The 20,758-nt window shown below is 36.0% G+C and carries 17 protein-coding genes; 3 read left to right on the forward strand and 14 right to left on the reverse strand.

Going from position 1 to position 20,758, the window contains the following annotated elements:
* The first annotated feature begins 128 nt into the window (after positions 1–128).
* Positions 129–1,346: a site-specific integrase gene (locus tag ACZZZI_RS17325; RefSeq protein ID WP_463490244.1), complete on the forward strand. Its 1,218-nt coding sequence runs from the start codon at positions 129–131 to the stop codon at positions 1,344–1,346.
* 48 nt (positions 1,347–1,394) lie between these two features.
* The gene (locus ACZZZI_RS17330) at positions 1,395–1,943 is read left to right on the forward strand and encodes an ORF6N domain-containing protein (protein WP_463490246.1); all 549 of its coding nucleotides are present in this window, start codon (positions 1,395–1,397) and stop codon (positions 1,941–1,943) included.
* A 173-nt stretch (positions 1,944–2,116) separates the two neighbouring features.
* Here the strand turns inward: ACZZZI_RS17330 and ACZZZI_RS17335 are convergent, their stop codons facing one another.
* From ACZZZI_RS17335 to ACZZZI_RS17345, 3 genes are read right to left on the reverse strand one after another with little or no spacing between them, the layout of a single operon-like run.
* A complete protein-coding gene (locus tag ACZZZI_RS17335) occupies positions 2,117–2,419 on the reverse strand; it encodes a hypothetical protein (RefSeq protein WP_463490248.1) in 303 nt (100 codons plus the stop codon).
* Positions 2,400–3,728 carry a hypothetical protein gene (locus tag ACZZZI_RS17340; RefSeq protein WP_463490250.1) on the reverse strand — a complete coding sequence of 443 codons (1,329 nt, stop codon included), beginning with the start codon at positions 3,726–3,728 and terminating at the stop codon, positions 2,400–2,402. The genes ACZZZI_RS17335 and ACZZZI_RS17340 overlap by 20 nt, the downstream gene beginning before the upstream one ends.
* The gene (locus ACZZZI_RS17345) at positions 3,685–4,572 is read right to left on the reverse strand and encodes a HEPN domain-containing protein (RefSeq protein ID WP_463490252.1); all 888 of its coding nucleotides are present in this window, start codon (positions 4,570–4,572) and stop codon (positions 3,685–3,687) included. The genes ACZZZI_RS17340 and ACZZZI_RS17345 overlap by 44 nt, the downstream gene beginning before the upstream one ends.
* Before the next feature lie 123 nt (positions 4,573–4,695).
* Here ACZZZI_RS17345 and ACZZZI_RS17350 point away from each other — a divergent pair, with 123 nt between their 5' ends.
* A complete protein-coding gene (locus tag ACZZZI_RS17350; protein WP_463490254.1) occupies positions 4,696–5,076 on the forward strand; it encodes a helix-turn-helix domain-containing protein in 381 nt (126 codons plus the stop codon).
* A 127-nt stretch (positions 5,077–5,203) separates the two neighbouring features.
* On the opposite strand, the gene ACZZZI_RS17355 is transcribed toward ACZZZI_RS17350, so the two are convergent.
* From ACZZZI_RS17355 to ACZZZI_RS17405, 11 genes are all read right to left on the reverse strand, one after another.
* On the reverse strand, positions 5,204–5,899 hold the full coding sequence (locus ACZZZI_RS17355) for a M48 family metallopeptidase (protein ID WP_463490256.1): 696 nt from the start codon (positions 5,897–5,899) through the stop codon (positions 5,204–5,206).
* Positions 5,899–8,952: a type I restriction endonuclease subunit R gene (locus ACZZZI_RS17360; protein WP_463490258.1), complete on the reverse strand. Its 3,054-nt coding sequence runs from the start codon at positions 8,950–8,952 to the stop codon at positions 5,899–5,901. Before ACZZZI_RS17360 ends, ACZZZI_RS17355 begins: the two co-directional genes overlap by 1 nt.
* A 9-nt stretch (positions 8,953–8,961) precedes the next feature.
* A complete protein-coding gene (locus ACZZZI_RS17365; protein ID WP_463490260.1) occupies positions 8,962–11,409 on the reverse strand; it encodes a DUF262 domain-containing protein in 2,448 nt (815 codons plus the stop codon).
* 5 nt (positions 11,410–11,414) lie between these two features.
* Positions 11,415–13,193 (reverse strand): DUF262 domain-containing protein, encoded by a 1,779-nt coding sequence (locus ACZZZI_RS17370; RefSeq protein ID WP_463490262.1) that lies wholly within the window; start codon positions 13,191–13,193, stop codon positions 11,415–11,417.
* A 20-nt stretch (positions 13,194–13,213) separates the two neighbouring features.
* Positions 13,214–13,942 (reverse strand): hypothetical protein, encoded by a 729-nt coding sequence (locus ACZZZI_RS17375; RefSeq protein WP_463490264.1) that lies wholly within the window; start codon positions 13,940–13,942, stop codon positions 13,214–13,216.
* Between the two features lies 1 nt (position 13,943).
* Complete coding sequence (locus tag ACZZZI_RS17380; RefSeq protein WP_463490265.1) at positions 13,944–14,573, reverse strand: hypothetical protein; 630 nt, start codon at positions 14,571–14,573, stop codon at positions 13,944–13,946.
* 36 nt (positions 14,574–14,609) lie between these two features.
* Complete coding sequence (locus tag ACZZZI_RS17385; RefSeq protein WP_463490267.1) at positions 14,610–15,113, reverse strand: hypothetical protein; 504 nt, start codon at positions 15,111–15,113, stop codon at positions 14,610–14,612.
* Positions 15,114–15,183: 70 nt separating this feature from the next.
* Positions 15,184–16,329 carry a restriction endonuclease subunit S gene (locus tag ACZZZI_RS17390; protein ID WP_463490269.1) on the reverse strand — a complete coding sequence of 382 codons (1,146 nt, stop codon included), beginning with the start codon at positions 16,327–16,329 and terminating at the stop codon, positions 15,184–15,186.
* A complete protein-coding gene (locus ACZZZI_RS17395; protein ID WP_463490271.1) occupies positions 16,323–18,761 on the reverse strand; it encodes a type I restriction-modification system subunit M in 2,439 nt (812 codons plus the stop codon). The genes ACZZZI_RS17390 and ACZZZI_RS17395 overlap by 7 nt, the downstream gene beginning before the upstream one ends.
* A 371-nt stretch (positions 18,762–19,132) precedes the next feature.
* Positions 19,133–20,110: a DUF5712 family protein gene (locus ACZZZI_RS17400; protein WP_463490273.1), complete on the reverse strand. Its 978-nt coding sequence runs from the start codon at positions 20,108–20,110 to the stop codon at positions 19,133–19,135.
* A 3-nt stretch (positions 20,111–20,113) separates the two neighbouring features.
* Positions 20,114–20,662 (reverse strand): BfmA/BtgA family mobilization protein, encoded by a 549-nt coding sequence (locus tag ACZZZI_RS17405; RefSeq protein ID WP_463490275.1) that lies wholly within the window; start codon positions 20,660–20,662, stop codon positions 20,114–20,116.
* Positions 20,663–20,758: the final 96 nt, after the last annotated feature.

Genomic DNA, 20,758 nt, shown 5'->3' on the forward strand with positions numbered 1-20,758 from the left:
AGTAATTTAGGTACTAAAAGAACTCACCGAATTATTTATAATCACTTGTTTAACAAGTTGTTCGGCCATCGAACATCTTGACGTTTTCAGACTGCAGGGCTAATTTTGTTAACCTTAATTCAGTTTATATGAAAACTAATTTTAACCTGCTTTTTTATCTTAAAAAGCAGAAAAACTATCGTGGCGGCCATGTGCCAGTTTATTTACGAATAACTGTTGGCGGAAAAAGGGCAGAAATGACCAGCGGGCTTGAGTGCGATCCTGAAAAGTGGAATACCAAATCAGGCAGACAGGATGGAAAAAAGGAAGATGTCAGAAGCTTCAACGCTCATCTGGACAATCTCCAGTCAATGATCAACCAGGTTTACAGGGATCTTTTTGATACCGGCGAAGTTATTACAGCCGAAGGCATTAAGTGCAGATTTATCGGGCGGGAAGTCCGTAAGCATACCTTGATGGAAGGCATTAAAGTTCATAACGAAAAAATGGAGGCTTTGGTAGGAAAGGAATATGCCATTGGTACCTTGAAGCGCTTTCAAGTTTTGGAAAGGCATCTTGTTGCTTTCATGAATGAAAAATACAAGATAGCAGACATCAACATCAAAAATATTAACCATGCGTTTATACGCGATTTTGATTTTTTCCTGAGGTCAGTAAACGGTTGTGCCAACAATACCACAGTAAGGTATCTGAAAAGCCTTGGTAAAGTCCTTCGCATTTCATTGAGCTTAAAATGGATTGACAGCGATCCAATGTTTGGATACAAACTAAAGTGTAAAAATGTAGAGCGTTCATTTCTTACAGAGGAGGAGTTAACAAAAATTTCAGAAAAGCAGTTCTTAACCGAACGGCTAAGTCAGGTACGGGATGTTTTTATCTTCTGCTGTTTTACCGGGCTTGCGTATTCTGACGTAGAGAAACTGAGCCTATCTAATGTCAAAACAGGTGTAGATGGTAAACAATGGGTTTACACAAACCGAACGAAAACAGGAACCCGATCTGCTGTTCCCCTATTACCACCTGCAATCGCAATATTGGAAAGATATAGCGACCATCCATATTGCATCACAAAAGACAGGGCATTACCAGTTTCAAGCAATCAAAAGATAAATGAGTACCTCAAGGAAATTGCCGCGGTTTGTGAGATCAATAAGCCTTTAAGCTCACACATTGCCAGGCACACCTTCGCAACAACGATAACACTTTTAAACGGCGTTCCCATGGAAAGCGTATCGAAGATGCTTGGGCATACCAATATCAGGACTACCCAGATTTATGCAAAGGTTCTTGATATAAAGGTAAGTGCCGATATGGCGATTTTGCAAAACCGATTCTCTATAAAATAATAAACTCATTATGCCAGCACGTTTTGGTGCTGGTAAATTCGAAAAATTATGAATAAGACCATAACAAATATTCTGATTCAGGAACAAGTTGTACTGGAAAAGATATATCACATCCGAGATCAAAAGGTAATGCTAGATCTTGACCTTGCTGTACTTTACGAAGTTGAGACTCGTGCACTCAAACAGGCAGTCAAACGTAACTTTCAGCGTTTTCCGGAGGACTTCATGTTTCAGTTGACAAAAGAGGAATGGCAGCAGGTTATCACAATTTGTGATAACCTCCCCAAGTCGGCAAAATTCAGCCCGGCAACCCCTTTCGTATTCACCGAACAGGGCGTAGCTATGTTATCAAGCATACTCAACAGTGAGCGGGCTATCAACGTTAATATTCAGGTAATCCGAATATTTGCACGACTTAGGAATATGGTAGCTGATAATGCCCAAATTCGTCTGGAGATAGAAAAGATAAAAAACAAGCTGGAAAACCAAGACAAGAACATGGAAATTGTTTTTCAATATCTTGATGAGTTGTTAGAACTAAAGGAAACACCTGTTCCTAAACGAAAGAGAATCGGGTTCAAACCGGATGAACTATAGTACCTAGGGGCGGAATTGCATTTCTGTATATGCCATAGTGAAAATCCCAAGGTAGTGAAGTGGGCTTTCACAGGCCGAAAATGTGGGCGGGCGGGCTGTCGCAATAGTAGATTAAAAATAACTTAATCATTACAGAAAGCAACTCCCCAATGATCTTGCTTTCTGTTTTTTATTCATCTATTCGGTTTCTGTCTGGTTACTATATAAGAAAAGTTCAGGAAGCTGATCATCTGGTTACAGAAGAAAAGCATATGCTTTAATTCCTCCCCTTCCGGAGATTCCGCTTCCAAATGCACCCAACCTTGGTAAAGTTCCCATAAGTTTGCCCTTGCCTCATACAGCGGAAAATTCACGAAAAAATATTCCATCTCCGAATCTGAATTTTCAATTTCGTCGTCGGTGAGTCCTGAAGGTTGATAATCGAGTAGTTTTTTAATCTCTTTCATGTCTGTGTTTCTATTTGATTTCAAGCTCATAGTATTTTTTGATTTCATCTACATACGCTTCAAAATGCTCCTTATAATAACCTTTGGGAACCTGAATCTTAAAGTTTTTCCGACTAAAGAAAAGAACTACCCTAGAATCCGTTTCACATTCCAATAGATACCAAACAGTGGGGTTTGAAGATGAACAGATGAAAAACATAGCAATCCTATCTTCGCAAAAAAGCAGAACTTTTTTTCCCACCTTGAACCTCAACTTAAGTTCGTAATAATCACTCTTATCACTAAGTGAAAAATTTAAACGGGGTACTTCAACTGAGAATCGGGCCACCTGCATATCCTTTTTCATAGGTCTCTTCTGAATATTTCTCAGCCCATAGGTAATCAGGTAATGTGTAAACGGCTCCCTCGATAGCATTGGTAGTGCTTTATTAAATAGTTCAAAAATCTTCCTCTTATTGCTGAAATTGATATCATCTATTTCGTCGGAACGTTCATCACTATCTCCATACTCCCTGAACTGAATCCTTGCAATTTTCTTCATTTCGTAGCAGATGCTGTTCAGCTCAGTTTGATTTGCGGATAGTTCAGATTGTTCAAAACTATCGTCTTCTTCGATAAGAAAACCCGTAAAAGATTTTACCGTCTTATTATCCGCATTTAGGGTAAAGCTATACGGTATCAGAAATGGATAATGGTTGGAATGGAACCTGACAGGATCGGTATTTGCGAGGCAATAGCCGATAAGGTATTCATGGTTTAAAGTAGCTAATCCAACATTCACATACTTTCGCTCCAATACCTTCCGTTCGGATATGTGCAGAAAATAGTCATCTGGCCTGAAAAAACCTTTAAATTCTTTTTTTAGCCTGATGTCCACTCCATATCTATCACAGATTACTTCAAGATATTTGGATTTTCCGGTTGCTTCATTGAAGCATTCCGGCCAATAATATTCCTCAAAGTCATGAAATTCATTCCATAACATCGCCCTCAATGTACGGTATGCATATCTTCCCAGATAATCTTCATCCGTATCAATATTGCAGCTTACCAATAAATGATCATACTCGACCTTCAGGTAAACTTCTACAGGCGGCTCATTTTCGAGTTTTACCCTCATTGTCAAGACGCCTTTCTTAAATGAAAGTGGCTTTCTCTCAACCATATAATATGGTCGGTTCCCGGCTCGAAGTTCTGTGTGTGACTCCAAAACATTTAACCTCAATATACGGGTACTCTTATCAAACGGAAGTTTATAAAACTGCGATTTAGGTTTTCCGGTAAGCATGATTTCATCAGCCATTATCAGTTCCTCCTTTCTCTGCTTCCGCCTCTTCACATTCGGCAGTTAAAAGATTGATCTTCTTATCACAAAGACCTTTGGCGAGAATTAAAAAATTATGAACTAAGCTATATAGTTTATCAGCATCGCCCATCTCGACACTGAAATTATCTTTATACCTGGCGTGGCTGTAACTATTCATGAGCTTCTCAAAAAGTCTTCTGTTTTCTGTCGTTCCAAGCAAAAGCGCTCTCGGCTCCTCTGAGAAACACGCGCAGATGTCCAGTAGCCTGCCCAAATGATGAATATCCGACCTATAAGCCATAAAAACCCTGATCATTGCAATGCAGGATTGCTCAACAACTTGGTGAAGCATAAAAACGCACACATTGAATTTTTCATTACTGAAACATTCTCCCGCACCATCTAGAAATCCCTGCGCCATTGGAATCCTATGGTATAGATGCTTACGGGCTTTTTCAAGAGATATCTTTTTATCAAGAATGAATTCAGGAAACAGATTCAGCGTACCATCATGACTGTATAGCTGAATGCCGGAATTAAACAGTGTTATAAAAAATCTGTTGTTACCTGCAATAGCTGTATTGACGCTCTCTAGGCTATGAACAAGGATCGTGATTTTGCCATGGTTAAAATGCGTATTTACAAAATCCTGAACGCCATGCTCAATTCTTGTTGTGCCCTCAATTACCATTAATAGGTAATAGTGAAAATTGCTGCTCGTCTTTTGTGGCGAGAAGGAAGTACGAGAATTCTTTATGGAACTTATTTCACCGAACTTAAGAATATGCAAGGGCGTGAACCGCTCTGCAAGTTCCTTAACAAAATTGGAGAATGGCTCTGGCCGGCCCTCTACTGGCTTTAATGATTTCTTTTTCATATCTTCATGGTTATTACGAGAACCAATTTCGATTAGAAAAAGTACGTACCGAACCAATACCTGTTGTTAAATACAAGCGCAGGGTTGTTTTTAACTGTCGGAATTTTTTAAATATATTTGGCCATGGAAACCTCAGAAAAAACGAACAGAATGCATCTTGGTAGAAAAATAAGCCGTATCCGAGAACTGCGTGGAATGAAACAGGAAGCGCTCGCTGCTGAACTTGGCATAAGCCAACAGGCCATTAGCAAACTTGAGCAAAGTGAGGAAATTGAAGATTCAACTTTAGAAAAGATTGCTTCCGCTTTGGGTTTACCGACGGACGCTATCAGAAATTTTAACGAGGAAGCAGTTTTCAACATCATTGGTAATACTTTTACTGACAGTAGTTCCAACAACAATAATTATTTATGTACAATCAATCCACTCGAGAAAATAATAGAATTGTACGAAAGATTGCTTGCAAGTGAACGAGAAAAAAATGAACTTCTGAAGAAACAATAGCTCACAAAAAAGCATTGCCACGAGAAGAGCCAAGCTGAGGTAAATAATCGCGTTTAAAAAACTTTAACAATAAAAGAACCTCTCTAAAATATATTATTATAAACAAAAAAAACTCTTGAAATTAACTCTAGATAGGCAATTCATTTAAGATCTTTTTCTGCACCCTCCAACTTGGCAAAAACTTATCCATTAAAATAATAAAGTTCTTATTGTGGTTACGTTCTATTAAATGAACTAGTTCATGAACTACGATATATTCAATGCAGTCCATTGGTTTTTTAGCCAATTCAATATTAAACCATAATATTCGCTTTTCGATACTACAACTCCCCCATTTGGTTTTCATTTTTCTGATACCAAAGTTGATATTTGCTAGCTTCATTTGGTTGGAATAGGCAACAATCAGTTTACCGGCAACAGCCTCTAATTCTCTTCTGTACCAATTGTAAAGCGTCTTTTGCTTTTGTTCTAAAGTTGCTTCTGGCAAAGCATAAAGCTCAATCCTTTGATGCTTCAGAACCAACTTTGGTCGATTAGATTCAATTATTTTTAACAAGTAACGCTTTCCTAAAAACTGATGGCTCTCTCTCGTAATCATCAATTTAGGTTCTTCCCTTTCTTGACTTTTTATTTTCGCTTGCTCTCTTTTAATCCATCCCAATTTGGTCGCAGCATAAATCTTCACTTTCTCCAAATCATAAAAATCTGGCGAAGCAATTGTTACCCGACCAACAGGTGGATGCACACTTAAATGCAAGTTTTTAATCGCCTTAAACGTCACTTCTATCTCAACTGAACCAATATGTAGAGTGCTGTTAGCCATTAATACTCGTCTTTATGTGCATCTATAACTTTATAAACCTCTTCCACTTTTTTAACATCTTCAACTACATCGTAAATAGCTTTCTTAACTAATTTCTGCTTAGCTAAATTTTCTCTAAAACCATCTTGTTTAGCGTATTGCACCGCATTCTCGCAAGCTAAAGTTAATTGCTCATCATCTTCTAATGTATGATAAATAGCTACTTTTCCCTTAGTGTTTAAAGACTTAGGCACCCCATCTTTTTTCCCTTGATTAACCTGACGAATAAGTTCTGCAATTTTTGTTAAGTATTGTTGATAGTTAATAGTTTCCTGCTTTCTTCTCTCAATCAGTTCTTGCAGCAAAACACTCATCTGATCAAAATATTTAGGATCAAGTAAATGTTCTTCAACAATTTTGCTCCTAATGTTATTTTCAATTACTTCTGCAACTGCTTCCGGATTACCTTTAATTTCGTTAGGTAAACTATCAATAGCTTGATCCATGTTAGTTTCCAACAAATCAAGTAGAGAAATATTTTCAAATGGAGAAATTACTTCAGAATCATCTGCTTTGATGTAAGTATCTATCAAGAAACGCATATCAGCTTCGTAAGCTTTCAAATCGATGGTTTCGCCCGAAGCAATACGAATAATCTCTCTCAGACTTAGATATTCCTCTAACTTGCTGTTGAAACGTTTAATTTCTGCATCGGTAAATTCAGCTGTAATAAAGTCAGCCTTCACATTCGCATAAGCCCTGATGTATTCTACAATGGCTTTGTATAATGCCATTCGTTTATACTCCATCGCTTTTAAATCATCTGGATTTTCTGTATTACCGCAGAAATAATGAATATATGCTAAATCATTTTTAGGTGAAGCTACATTATCGCAAATACTTTCTACCGTTTCTAAAGCCGTGAATAAACGATCTTTGGCAACTTTCAATCGGTCTTTCAGTTGAATACCTACTTCTTCTTTGGTAAAGCCTTCACTGTCTAGCTCAGAGGTATAAACATTTATAGCATCAGTTACCTTTCCAAATAACTCCATGTAATCGATAATGTAACCGTAATCCTTATCATCAGTATCTAAACGATTAACCCTACAAATTGCCTGAAACAACGTATGGTCCTGCATTCTTTTATCAATATAAATGTAAGTACAAGGTGGCGCATCAAAACCCGTTAATAACTTAGAAACCACAATTAGCAATTTCATTCTTGCTGGCTCTTTACGGAAACTTTCTTTCGCATCCGTTTCGTAAGTTTCTGTCTTAGACTTATTGCCTTTTACACTTACATTCTTTAGTAAATCTGTATAGGTTTTAAATATAAATTCTTTATCGGTTTCATTATCTGCTCCGGTATCTTCTAAAGAAACATCGCTTGCATTAGGGTTGTAAGAGGTAATAATGGCACATTTGTTTTTCAGTTCTGTATTTAAAAATAAACTGTAATATTTAGCAGCTTCATAGATACTCGATGCCACCAAAATGGCATTGCCACTTTGAGATTTTAAACGTGGCTTCACAGAAAAATCAACGATAATATCTGCAACAATTTTCTCCATTCTACTTTTAGAACTCAGCACATTTTGCATGGTGCCCCATTTCTTTTTTAGCTCGTTCTTTTGGAAATCATTTAAACCCGCTGTTTTGGCCTCAAACCATTGGTCTACTTTTGCTTGTGAAGTTAGGTTTTGCTCAATAGCACGTCCTTCATACATCAAATCTTTTACTACGCCATCTTCAACCGCTTCGTTAAATTTATAGGTATGAATGTACCTGCCAAATACATCCATTGTTGTTTTTTTATCTTTTTTTAATAAAGGGGTACCTGTAAAACCAATAAATACCGCGTTGTGCAATACAGCTTTCATAACTTGGTTCAGCTTACCGCTTTGCGAACGGTGAGATTCATCAATAAAAACGAAAATCTCCCCTTGCGTTTGTACCGGATTGTCTTGCAGTTCTTTAATAAAAGCATCGAAATCGGTATCTGTTTTATTGCCAAACTTATGAATGAGCGAACAAACCAATCTTGGTCTCGATGAAGTTAAAAATGCCATTAGTTCCTTACCAGACCTCGTTTTAGCAACATCGGTTTCACCCACATCTTTAAAGACCCTTTCTATCTGGTCATCTAATTCTGTTCGGTCAGTTAAGATGACAATTCTTGAATTGGCAACATTTTCCAAAATCCATTTGCCAAGCATCACCATCATCAATGATTTACCAGAACCTTGCGTATGCCAAATAATACCGCCTTCTTTTTTACGGACAAATCCTTGCGCTTCTTTCAAAGCAAAATATTGGTGCGGACGAGGTAGTTTTTTTACACCAGCATCGAACACTACGCCATTATATATCAAATCAATCAAACGTTCTTTCTGACAAAGTTTCTTGATGTACTTATCCAGCTTGTAAGCTTCATTATTTAGCTCGTCCTCTTTCCAGGCTAGGTAATATTTAGCTTGTGTTTCTATTGTTCCATATTTCAAACCTTGGGTGTTATTACCCGCCATTAATAATTGAACAGTTGTATAAAACCATTCGTTAAACAATACTTTTTGGTTAGAGATAGATTGGTTAATACTTTCCGAAATATCAGTCGTTCCTCTTTTCAACTCCAATACGCCAATGGCAATCCCATTGATGTATAACACAACATCCGGACGACGGTTATTTTCACCTTTGCTCAGTGTAACTTCCTCTGCAATACCAAATTCATTTTTATCAAAATCATTCCAGTCAATTGGAAAAATGGTATCAAACTGCTCACCCAAATCTGGTCTGGCTTTTACCCCATAGCGCAATAACGAATACATTGCTTTGTTGCGGTGATATAAATTGCCAGAATTGGTAGTTGCCAAATTATAAACATCTTTTACCGCCTTATCTGCCAAGGTTTCGGAATAACCACGAGTTAACAAATTCTGTTTTAGAATGGTTTCTTCTACATTACTATTGTGTTCTCTTTTCTCCCAATTGCCATAATATTTGTAGCCCAATTCTTTTTGAAAGAGTTGGATAATGCGATTTTGGGTGATACGTTCTATGGGATTGATCATGTTTACAAGTTACAATAGATTTAAATCACTCAAAAGTTCTTTGTACTTAGTGAGTGCTGAGGTTCTTGATTTCGAAGCTTTAACATAACCTTTATCTTCCCATTTATAACCAAGTTTTTCGAGTACCAATATCAGTTCTCCACCATATTCTTGTATTTTATTTACACCTTTTACTTTGGTAAAAGTTATATTATAACTTTCATATATATACTCAATAATCACTCTATAATAAATTCGATTGTGACACCAATCGTCTAAAATTATCAAAGTGGTATCATCATATCCCTTTGCTGGATGTATACTACAGTTTTTAAATGGACCAAATATTTGGTTGTCAGAAATTTGGTAATATAAAACCAGTGTATTTAGGTCATATCTTAAATGATTCATCTGCGAAGCATTCAAAAGCTGTATAGTTTGATGATTATACTCCCAACTGTAAATATATCCTTGTCCACATTTCGCAATAATTCTCGGGTCATCTATAAAATCTCTTCGCCAATCATTTATATTAGATTTTTTGATCATTTCATTCAGAGATTTATTTACAAGAGCTTCATTAATAAAATTGAACTTAGCATCATCAACTAGTTTTTTGAAAACACCTCGCTTATTTTTCGATTTTACACTAGGTTCTGAGTTGGTGAAATCTACTCTTAAAATTCTTTTCCAACTAAAATCACGATCATAGTTGGATACCTTTCTTGAGCTACTGAAATTATACCTCCAATTACTGGTTTCTAGCAAATAGTTATCGAAAGATAATAATGCTCGTTCTAGTAAGAACCCATTATTTCTCTCATTATCTAAAACAGAGAATAACGCTTTAAACTTATAAAGATATTGTCTAAATGCATCTTTAGCCTCTAATGAACTTTGGGTAATCTCAACCTTATTCTGAATACCGCTAAATTCAAATAAATAACCAATTTGACCCTTGTGGAAAACTGCCTTTTCGGCTTCATAAATGATTGCTTCCCATGAATTTTCAATACCCCTGTCTGATAGAATTGCAATAGCCTTCATCTGTTCTTCATAAACTTGATCACTAAAGAAGAAGTCTATTTTTAAATCACTTTTTAATGCTTCCAAAATATTCGGTGCTACCTCTAAAAGCTTATTTAACGATATAATTGCCGAATAGAATTGATCTGGGCTATCAAATCTAGTATTTTCAACCAAATTGGATATAACCCTCATCCAGTCTTGCAGACCAGAAATATGTTCTGAATGTTTAACTAAATAGCTGATATATGAGTAATAAAGAACTCTTTCTGGATTTGAGGCTACGTTCTTTAATATATTATTGAATATAATTTCGAAATCAAAATAATAACAATCCGTGACTTTATTAGCTGGTTTTAAGTTACCATTCATTAGTTTATCAAGTGTGTCAATTAAAAAAATGACACTGTCTTTAGTAAAAAGATTAAGCTCTTTTTGCTTATTGAATGACATTACTTGATTACCTAGAAGTAAATCGAAAACGGGTTTATCAAACGGATTGTTTTTGATGTATGAAAATGTTAACGATGCCCTAATGAAATTCATTAGCTCATCGTCATAAGTATTTAGATCGCCAACTAAGTCTCTATAGTTCCAAAATAAATCGGTCCAGACACAATCTATCTTATTGGAGAAATATTCTTGAATAGAACATTCCATAATTCTATCTGCCATTGAGAGTGCATAATCTTTAACATTATTCTCAAACAGTGACTTTATTTCTTGTTCAAATCTTGCTTTAAAATTTTCAAAATTTGTCAAAGGCTTACCTCTTGAGTTCATCTTTATGTAAAGATCGTCACCTTGTTTCAAATCATCGAGATTTAAAAATAAGAATGTAATGATCGACTGTTCAGCAATTAATCCTTTATAAAAATGAGGAACATTTCTAAATAAATAATGAATATCATCGAGCATATTAAGCATTGAAAGTACCGTGGCGTCTCTACTCCAATACTTCTGAAACCAACCCTTATTTATGATAGTTTTCGATAAAGCATTTTTCCTATCCTTATCCGACTCTTTTAATTGAAATAAATTAATCTCATTTGTTAGTAATGCTTCACAAAAGTCTGTAGAACTAAATCTTGTTTTATAAACAAATTTAGATTTACCATCTTTTGACAACACATTTTCAATAAATTGTTGGTCGTTGTTGGCTTTAGCTAGGTACCAGTGGAGTAAAAACAAAGTTGTTAGCCTTTGTTGACCGTCTAATGGTATAAATGATTTATCTTCAGTTACATAACCATATACAAAATCTAAATCTCGATGAGGTATATCTTCCTCCAAATATTTGTACAAAGCCCCCAAAAAGTTTGTGCGCAACTCTTTTTGAGAATCACGCCCCTGTGCATAATCTCTTTGGATAATCGGTATTTCTATATTAAATGAATTTGTGCTAAGTAGCTGATTAAAAGAATATCTTTCAGCAGTTTTTTGAAGTGCCATTGAATTTAGTTTAAATATTTTGAAAGAACATTTTTAATTGCTGAACTATAGTCATTAGCATCCTGCTTAGTCCAATATAAAGCTTGCGCCATTTGTCTACTGTAGTATTTTAAGAATAAATTTTTCGTTGCTATTGGAACAAAAATGCCTTTCTTATCATTGTCGATAATTCGTTTTCTTTTGATGGGAAACATCGCATTTTTGTAACTTCTATTAGTAGCTCCATCTAAGAGTGCTAGATTTTCTATACCATCATTATCACTAATTTCAGCCTCTTTAAAGAATTTAAATAATCCATTAAAAAGCTCCTCTATATCAGAAGCAACATAATCCTGTTCTATATTTACAATAATTTTCTCAAGTAAATTTTTATGTTGGAGTGTTTGCTCGTCTTTTCCCAACTCCGTAATTACCTTATCAATAGCCTCTCTATAAGTTTCTTCTTCTCCTTCAATGTGATCATCCGAGTATTGGTTAAACCCAGTAAAATATTCTAATAAATCAATTAACCATGAGTAATAAGTTTTACTATCCGGTGTGGCTTGTGTTTGCGAATTAACGTGTTCAATGTCCCATTTTTCTAATTTATACTTATCAAATGGAAACCAAAATGTAGCTTTCTCAGTCTGAAGAAGTGTTTCAATATTAAATAGTAATAATATCTTTCTAATTTGTGTTTTGTGATTATCAAAAGATAATTCATCTAAGTCTATATTTTTAACAGATGCTTTTATCTTCTCAAAAATCCAATTTGAGAAATCATCCTTGTCCATAGCATTGGAAGTTTTAATAGCTTCTTCTATGTTGATGTCGTTATGTTCAATCAAAAAGCCAATATAATGGTAAAGGTCTTTGTCTTGAAACCATTCATCAAGCTTATGAAAATGTTTCTTTACTTCAAACCACTTTTCATCAACTATTCTTTCCAACTGTTGGTTGTTTTCACCTAAGAATTTATAGTAATGCAAAAAGGAATGTAGCTTATCAGAGTCTACCTTCTTGTTATTCTTTGAAATAACATCGAAAATAAAGTCTATATGATTGTCGTACTCGATTTTCTTTCTGCTTGAATTTAGGAAGTGCCAAAACTTGGGATTTCGTAGTTTCCTCTCTATTTCATCCCATTCTGTACTAATCTGTATTTGCTTTAATTCGAAAGCATTTTTAAAATTCTCAGACTTTAAAAATAAAGCCTTAATTAGTTCAGCATTTGTTAACGGTATCTTACCGATATTGATACGTGTAAAAACTTCAATTGCATTATCTGGGTTAGTCTCAAACCAAATTATGTAGGTTTTATTGAGCAATATATCCTCAAAACGATTGATAAGATTCATCTTATCTGCAAAAAATAACTTGATAGCGCCGTATGCTTCGTAGATATGATAAAAATCGATATTTTTATTTTTTAGTTCGTTATCTATATTATACAGAAAATCTCTACTTTCTATTCTTGTTTCATACTCTAAAGAAAATACTTTTGGTCGGTATTCTTCAGCGAATCTTCCATTCAAAAATTTTAAGATTAAAAAAATCGTGGTAAGTCTTTGCTGACCGTCAATTAAGTCCCAAGAGTTCTCCATTTTGTTACTCTTCGCAAGAACTATAGGCTGCAAACAATAGAAATCATCTTCCTCTTTTTTCTTATCCATAAAAATAAACAGATCTTTTAATAAAGCTGTTACTTCTATTTCTGTCCAGCGATATCCTCGTTGATAAGAGGGAACAAAAAATGAATACTGCATTAAATCATTAATTGGTAGTAGTTGTAAATTGTTATTCATTAATTTAGTTTTTTTAATTGTTAAATCACTAGTTTCCCCTTCACCACCTCCGAATCCCTCACTCTATCCCTTACGATTCTATTCTTCCTATCACACTCGAAATCAGTATAATCAATTTCTATTAACTTGATACTGTTGGCAGGTAAAACATCTCTCCTTCTTTGGTCGTAGATTTTGCGCTGTTCGCCGCGATGCACTCCACTTACAGTGATTTTATCAGGTTTGTCGAAATGTTTTACAGCATTGCTGTGTTGATATTCTCGATATTCTACTACCAATTTAGACTTAACATAATAAATATCTACCGGAAGTTTTCTACCCGTATCGCCGAATAAAAAATCAAACTTATGTTGTCTGGAACCTTTAAGTTTCAAAGCTTCATCACACAAATCCAGCACATAATCTTCGTCTCTGTGTCTAGGAGTTTTTGCAGGCCTAAAAGATAGTTTATCTGGTAGAAGTTTATTGGTTATTTTTGGCTCGTGGATCACGCCTGTATCTCTTTGGAAGTACCAATTTGTATTTACTGCTTTTCTATCTGCAAAAATATAAGGGATTTGTTCAAGCTGATTTTGAGCATCTAGCTTTCTTAAAATTTTACGAATGGGTAATCCATTCTTTTCATCCTTTTCAAATACGCTAGCTTGAATAAATTGAGGCATTAAGTCTTTTGCAGGAATAATTTTTATTGATCCATTCGTGTCAAAATAGTTCTTGATAACCTTGTTGATAAGCGTTATTTTATCCATATCAATTATCAATTTGATGCCATTTCTGTTGCCAACTCCTTAAAATAAAATCTCCGAGGTTTGGGATTTGTTGATCAGGATTTGTATTATTATAACGGCCATGTTGATAGAAAGCATAACCAGACGGCGTTAATAAAGTGTTTTCATGTAGTTTTTGTAAATTACAATACTTTCTTATTGGCCTCCAAAGCCTTGCCCAAAAAGTTGGAGCATTTCCTCTCGTTAAATAAACGTTTTTTATAGTTGGGTGATCCTCAAGTAAGGCAACTATGTTTACAAAATTATGCTCATGGAAATCATTTGCAATTCTTTCATCGCTATATCCGCCCATTGCGGCATCATTTTCAGGTCTGTTAGCATCACCAATACAGCTGATTAGATCTGTAATAGCAATTTTATGTCGACTACAGAATTGCTTCCATTCAGCTGGATTAGCATTTAAAAGACTTTGTTCTCCATATAATCTTGGTAAAACATCCCAGAAATAATTATTCTGTGTTCTGCCGTAAAACCACTGTGCTTGGTTATTTTCTGGCCAAGACGGGTTAAACGTCCCTACAATTAATGTTGTGGGTTGGAAGTCTAAATTTTCTAAATTTAAATCTTCGATAAATTTGTGATTGCAAGGCATGTTGAGCGTTTTATTTATTCTTTAAAATTTATTTCTTTAGACTATATCATTATTAAGTTGAGTGCTGACTTTATCTCCGAAAAAGCTTTGCCCATCTTTTAAATAGTATGTCTCGTAACCGAAATCATTAATTTCTTTATCCCACAATTCTTTAACTATTTCGATTTTGAAATAATGTTTCATTCCTGCTTCCCAAGAAAGCCATATTTTTTTTGAAATTCGCTTTTTCTCCTTCCAGTAATACTGTTCCGAACAAAGATTGAAGTAATCGATTACTACATTATACATTTTCTTATCCTTTATCAACGATTGGGTTGATTTCAATTCTTCGATTGAATTAATAGCCGATAACAATTCCATGCTGTCATTAAGAATATCATATCTACCATTAAACTCAGTAAATAAGTCCTTTTCCATCTTCTCTCGGGATAATTTTAGATTATTTTTTTGATATTTATTTGCAATATATCCTGCTATGATCGCTGCGGAAATGGTTGCCAAGCCTGAAATGAATTTTGAACATATTTCTATTGTTTCCATATTTGTGAGCGTTATAATTTGTTATTTCTTTTAAAATGAGATTGCTTCGTGCCTCGCAATGACGAAACGCCTATACCAACCTCACTCTCCCCGTCAGCAATTCCTGCATCATCCCTTTTTTTACCTTTCTTACTTTGCCCAGTTGCGCTTCCAAAGTTTTCAGCTCCGCATCCATATCCGATAATATCGTGGAAATTTGGGTTTGCTCGGTGAGGGTTGGAATTGATAAAGAAATATCGTGTAAATCATTTCTGTTAAGAGTAGGAACACCAGAGCCCGTCGCATATCTCCTGATGTCTATGCTTAGAAGTTGGTAATAAACAAACTTTGGATACACTCCGTTAAAATTAGTCACCCAAAGAGTTGTATTATGTGGCCAATAATCATCTTCAATAAAGTTCACCTTACCTATTGTTCCTGACCTCCCAGTAACTATTCCAGGTGCTTTAGCGATAAACTGATTGTGATAATTCATAATTCCGTTGGAATACACAACCGGATAAATTCCTTGCTCTAAGTTTCGACTTGGCAAATCATAACCTCTCTGCAGGGGTGCAACCTCCCCCAACTTCTTCACTTCCCAATCCTCCTTAGGCGTCAACAATTCCTGCATTGCCCCTTGTTTGATGAGGCGTTTTTTGGCGATGAGTTGCTCCAGGCTTTCTATCCACGCATCGGCATCACTCAAGGCTTCCGCTATTGCTTCTTGTTCGGGTAAGGACGGAAGGGGGATTTTAGTTATAGACAAACTATTTATGGTTAATGCTTTTTGACTACTACCAATAGCGTTGTCTAAAATTTGTTGCTTATTATAATCTAAAGCAATTTTCAAGAATTTTGAATTCTGAATTATATTATTAATCCAAATTAAATTTCCATCTTTAAAGTAAAACTTTTCATCATTGTTAATGCAATATATATTACCCAATGTTCCAACAGCTGTTATCAATAAATCTCCATTTTTAGGATATCCATATTTGTTTGCAAGTGAAAAATATTTTGACTCACTTATATAAAATGGCTCATCAATGGTCTTATTTTGCATTAATAAAGAAATTTCCTTTCCCCTGTAAAATGGAATTCCATAAGGAACATAGTCACTTTCAAAAATTCGCTTACTAGAAGATATTTTAGAAACGTCATTTAAATTAACAACCTCCCAATCCTCCGGCAACAAACCAATTTCCGTCTGCTTCATTGTATTTTCCTTTACCATGCCAATCCCATTTTTTGCAAATGAGACAATACTTTTTGCGAAGCTTCTACTGCTCGGGTTTCCAAAGCAGGCAAAGCCTGTTGGTAGCGGTCTGCCAGTTCCTTAATGCGTTGTGTAAGGTTTTGGCTCAGCTTTTCCTGCTCGCTTTGCAATGCTTGTTGCAATACGGGCGTCCATTTATGGTTAATCACCATATCTTTTATTTCGACTTCGGTTATTAAAGAATATTGTGCCACCACTTTTACTTCCAAATTCTCTTTCGCTATTTTTATCAGTTTGGTAATGCCACCCAAAGCTTCCTGCGTATCAATATAGTTTTTAATATATTTCAATTCTTCCTTAGAGGCATTATCGGCTTTACGCTCTTTGTAAAAGTCTTTTACATTTTTAAGATTTATTTTTTCCAAATCACTGAAAATGCCTTCCTCTCCGCTGTTTTCTTCTTCTATTTCCGTAAGGACTTCCTGCGTAAGGTTCAGTTGATTTTCTAAATCCTGCCAACTGTCATTTTGTTCTTTGAAGAAATAACGGATCATCATTTCCGGCGTTACCATTCTGCCTTCAATACCCGCCAAACCTTCAATCTCTTTGTCCTGTGCGGTTTTGCCGTCTTTTCCTTTTTTACCTTTAATGACCAATCGGGTGTATTCGTTTCCTGCGGTCCAGCCGTCTAAAGCAATCGAATAAAAATCGTCCTGCATCACTTCGTTCCAGTACTGCATCAGGTGTTGGTACATCGCATAACGGTTCACCAAAGCATTGTTTTCAAAATGGCTCAGAATGGTTTGTGCCGATGTTTCTATGGCTTCTTTTACTGCAAAACCTTTATCTAAATTGTTCCACTTCGTTTGTTGTTCGTGCAACCATTTATCAAAAGCATTGTGCATTTTTGTATTAAAGGCTACAAATTCGGGATGATTGAAAATGGTGGTTTTGATGGTTTCAGCAGGTACTTTTAATTCAAAATAACCTGCTCTTGCCGGATTGAACAAATCGGCTTTCAACGAAGGAAACAAATCCCAATACGCCTGCAAACCATACACATCTTTCTGCGGAATGCCACCCGACAAATGCCCCGCCAAATCCTGAATATCTTCGGCTTCCTGCGTATCAATATACCGTGGAATGTTGAGGTTGTAATTGTTTTTAGGGTCGGCAATTTCCGTCATCGAAACCATTCGGCTAAACTTAGGTACTTCGGCAAAAGCATCGAACACATCAGTCATCTTGCGGATGTCCTGCTCCCGTAACCGGTTTTTGTTGCCATCTTTCACAAAACCTTTACTCGCATCAATCATAAACAAACCTTTGCGGTGTTCGGCATTTTCTTTGTCCAGCACAATTATACAAGCTGGAATGCCCGTACCATAAAACAAATTGGCAGGCAAACCGATAATGGCTTTAATGTAACCTTTCTTTAAAATATTTTTACGAATTTCTCCCTCGGCATTACCACGGAACAAAACGCCGTGAGGCAATACCACCGCACCTTTTCCATTGGCTTTTAAAGATTGTAAAATGTGCAACAGAAAAGCATAATCGCCATTCTTTTCCGGCGGAACGCCTAATGCAAAACGGTCGTGTTCATCGCTGTCCACATTCACGCCATTGCTCCAGCTTTTCAACGAAAATGGCGGATTGGCAACCACGTAATCAAACTTTTTAAGCGAACCATTTTCTTCTTTGTAAAACGGCCGGCTCAAAGTATTATCTGCAATAATGGTGGCGGTCTCGGCACCGTGCAGAATCATATTCATGTGGGCTAAGTTAGCCGTAGTGGTTTCTTTTTCCTGTCCGTACAAGTCAATGTTTTTGCCTGCTTCGTTCATCACTTTCAGCAACAGCGAACCCGAACCACAGGTCGGGTCATACGCCATTGTTTGATGCGAAGAATTGTTGTGGTTAATACCGATCACTTTTGCCAACACTCTGGAAACTTCAGCAGGTGTATAAAACTGTCCTTTCGATTTTCCGCTTTCGGTAGCAAAATGGCGCATCAAATATTCGTAAGCATCGCCCAAAATATCATCGCCTTCGGCAGAATTACCGGAGAAATCCAAACTCGGGTCGTTGAAAATACGCACCAAGTTAGAAACCGTATCTACCAAGTCTTTTCCCTTACCCAATTTACTTTCGTCATTAAAATCTGGAAATTCATTGAGTTTATTGGCTTCTTTAATCGGATTTAAAATTTGCTTGTTGATTTTATCTCCAATTTCCGGTGACCCCACCAAATCGACCATATCGTCAAAAGTCGCTCCCTCAGGAACGGTGATGGCACCAAACGGGTCGCCTTTATACTTATCTGAAATGTACTTTACAAACAACATTGTGAGTACATAATCTTTATATTGAGAGGCGTCCATTCCGCCACGAAGTTCATCGCAACTTGCCCATAATGAGCTGTATAATTCTGATTTTTTGATTGCCATTAATCGGTAATATGTATTGTAGATTTTATATGATTATTCGATTTTAATTTTATCTGCACACAATGATAGCTGAAATGTTAGCGAGTTCATTACTGTTTCCCGTAAAAATATAGTTTTTTCACACCTCATCTCAAATAAATAAATCTAAATTCTATTTGCGTTCGAATGTAGTTCAAATTCATCCATAAATCCATCTACTATGAATAGAAATTGCTTTTCTAGCTCTTGAAAAATATAAGTTGAAGGTTAATACCACTAAGTTAAGGCTGTATGTGGAGCGGATTGAGACCAAGATTTTTCGGTGACTAAACAATACCCTCCCCTTCAGTTTCAGAAGGAATGGGCAAACGGGCTTCCCTTTTTCTCAAGACCTACCTGCTAAGTCCCTGTGACTGTTGCAACTTTTTACGCCTCCGTTTCTCAGCTTCCTCAGCAATATCTGTCTGTGGGAATTCGTAGCTAGGTTCCATCAAGATTTCCAATAGCCCAATGCCAGCATCTTTTGCACTAGCTATCATATCGGTAACACTGGCAAAAACTCCATCTGAAATTCCTTTCGTCAAACTACTTATATTGAGATCTCTTGAAATGTCAATCGAGAGTTCGGAGAGCATGTGCATCTGGATTTTCTGTTCAGGAGTTCCATTCTCCATAACATTTGCATATGAAAACTTATCCTTGAGCCCTCTCTCGAATTGGAATAACTTATCAAACACCTCCTCACCAGACTCTTTAAATGCACTGCGGTTAAATTGCCCGAGTTTTGCAGAATGCTTTTCATTCTTACCTTTTGAGGTATTTTGAGGACTAAGCTTAACTTTATTACCTAAATCTTTACGACTCACAATCACTTGGACGTGCATTTGTGGTCCTTCTTTTCGATCGCCCTTTTGCTTTATTCCATTTTTCACTTCTTTATCTGTGTGCTTGTAGTAACGGTAGTTTTCAACCTTGCCAAACCATAAAAGATCGGTATTATTATGGATACCTGATCTTTTAAAATTCTTAGCGTATTCGTCCATAACATTTACAGCAAATTCTTTGAGTTTCTCTTTTGCACCACTCTCTCCATATTGTTTAAAAAGATGTTCCAGCTCCTTTTGGCTCGGACTGATATTAATCAGGAAAAACTTACTGTCATCACGGCCAAGCTTTGCAATATTATTATCGATTTTTACACGGACTTCCTGTCTCCTAACGTCGTTTCTAATACCATTAAACCAGTTTTCATAACGCTGATCTAGGTTTTTTCCAGTTTTTAAATTATTCTCCTTTTCCAGATAATTGACCAAAGCTCCGCTACTGCCTTTGTTATTTCCCGTCTCAGATGCTGTGATGTTAATGTACATAGTCTAAATATTTTCAAGGGATTTTCTGACATGGCTTTGCAATTCCTCCTTTTTGGCAGCTGATACCGGCCATCCCAAAGATTCCCTCTGATTGATATAATAATTGAGTATCTCTCTAAAACTGGACTTCAGTTTACTTTTTTCATTGTAATACTGGTGAGTTCTGGCAATTTCTTTTTCCAGGTGCCTCATATGGTTAGAAATTCCGTCACTTTTCTTTTCCTCTTTCTGTAGATGCTGCCAGATTATTCTGAAATATTCTGTATGCTCTTTTGCTATGATAGTGAGTCCGTTACTGTCGGTAAACATGGGTAACAGAAAATCCTTTTCCTGCTTTTTGAAAAATGATATTATCCTGCTTACTCCGTTTACCAGCTCTTTCTTAAGTAGCTCGTCGTTAAAATCGATCGGGTCTTTTTTTGTACCATAAAAATAATTTACCATCTGTATAACCAACAGTTTTTTCGGTCTCCCCAGTTTCAACGAGATTTTTTCCAGTTTTTCATCCGTTGCTTTTGGATATCGCACAGACTTAACATTGATATCTTCCATTACCTATTTCCTTAAAAGTTCTTCTCCAATTCTATATTAAGCTTCACTTCACTGCCCAGCTTTGGATGCCATGAGGGCTTATATTTAATAAAGCCA

The organism is Pedobacter sp. AC190 (genome assembly GCF_979258025.1).

Excerpts from the sequence above, each read along its gene's own strand:
- ACZZZI_RS17330 (WP_463490246.1), top strand. The coding sequence starts at position 1,395 with ATGAATAAGACCATAACAAATATTCTGATTCAGGAACAAGTTGTACTG.
- ACZZZI_RS17355 (WP_463490256.1), bottom strand. The coding sequence starts at position 5,899 with ATGGCTAACAGCACTCTACATATTGGTTCAGTTGAGATAGAAGTGACG.
- ACZZZI_RS17335 (WP_463490248.1), bottom strand. The coding sequence starts at position 2,419 with ATGAGCTTGAAATCAAATAGAAACACAGACATGAAAGAGATTAAAAAA.
- ACZZZI_RS17395 (WP_463490271.1), bottom strand. The coding sequence starts at position 18,761 with ATGGCAATCAAAAAATCAGAATTATACAGCTCATTATGGGCAAGTTGC.
- ACZZZI_RS17365 (WP_463490260.1), bottom strand. The coding sequence starts at position 11,409 with ATGGCACTTCAAAAAACTGCTGAAAGATATTCTTTTAATCAGCTACTT.
- ACZZZI_RS17325 (WP_463490244.1), top strand. The coding sequence starts at position 129 with ATGAAAACTAATTTTAACCTGCTTTTTTATCTTAAAAAGCAGAAAAAC.
- ACZZZI_RS17375 (WP_463490264.1), bottom strand. The coding sequence starts at position 13,942 with ATGGATAAAATAACGCTTATCAACAAGGTTATCAAGAACTATTTTGAC.
- ACZZZI_RS17390 (WP_463490269.1), bottom strand. The coding sequence starts at position 16,329 with ATGGTAAAGGAAAATACAATGAAGCAGACGGAAATTGGTTTGTTGCCG.
- ACZZZI_RS17345 (WP_463490252.1), bottom strand. The coding sequence starts at position 4,572 with ATGAAAAAGAAATCATTAAAGCCAGTAGAGGGCCGGCCAGAGCCATTC.
- ACZZZI_RS17385 (WP_463490267.1), bottom strand. The coding sequence starts at position 15,113 with ATGGAAACAATAGAAATATGTTCAAAATTCATTTCAGGCTTGGCAACC.
- ACZZZI_RS17350 (WP_463490254.1), top strand. The coding sequence starts at position 4,696 with ATGGAAACCTCAGAAAAAACGAACAGAATGCATCTTGGTAGAAAAATA.
- ACZZZI_RS17405 (WP_463490275.1), bottom strand. The coding sequence starts at position 20,662 with ATGGAAGATATCAATGTTAAGTCTGTGCGATATCCAAAAGCAACGGAT.
- ACZZZI_RS17360 (WP_463490258.1), bottom strand. The coding sequence starts at position 8,952 with ATGATCAATCCCATAGAACGTATCACCCAAAATCGCATTATCCAACTC.
- ACZZZI_RS17380 (WP_463490265.1), bottom strand. The coding sequence starts at position 14,573 with ATGCCTTGCAATCACAAATTTATCGAAGATTTAAATTTAGAAAATTTA.
- ACZZZI_RS17400 (WP_463490273.1), bottom strand. The coding sequence starts at position 20,110 with ATGTACATTAACATCACAGCATCTGAGACGGGAAATAACAAAGGCAGT.
- ACZZZI_RS17370 (WP_463490262.1), bottom strand. The coding sequence starts at position 13,193 with ATGAATAACAATTTACAACTACTACCAATTAATGATTTAATGCAGTAT.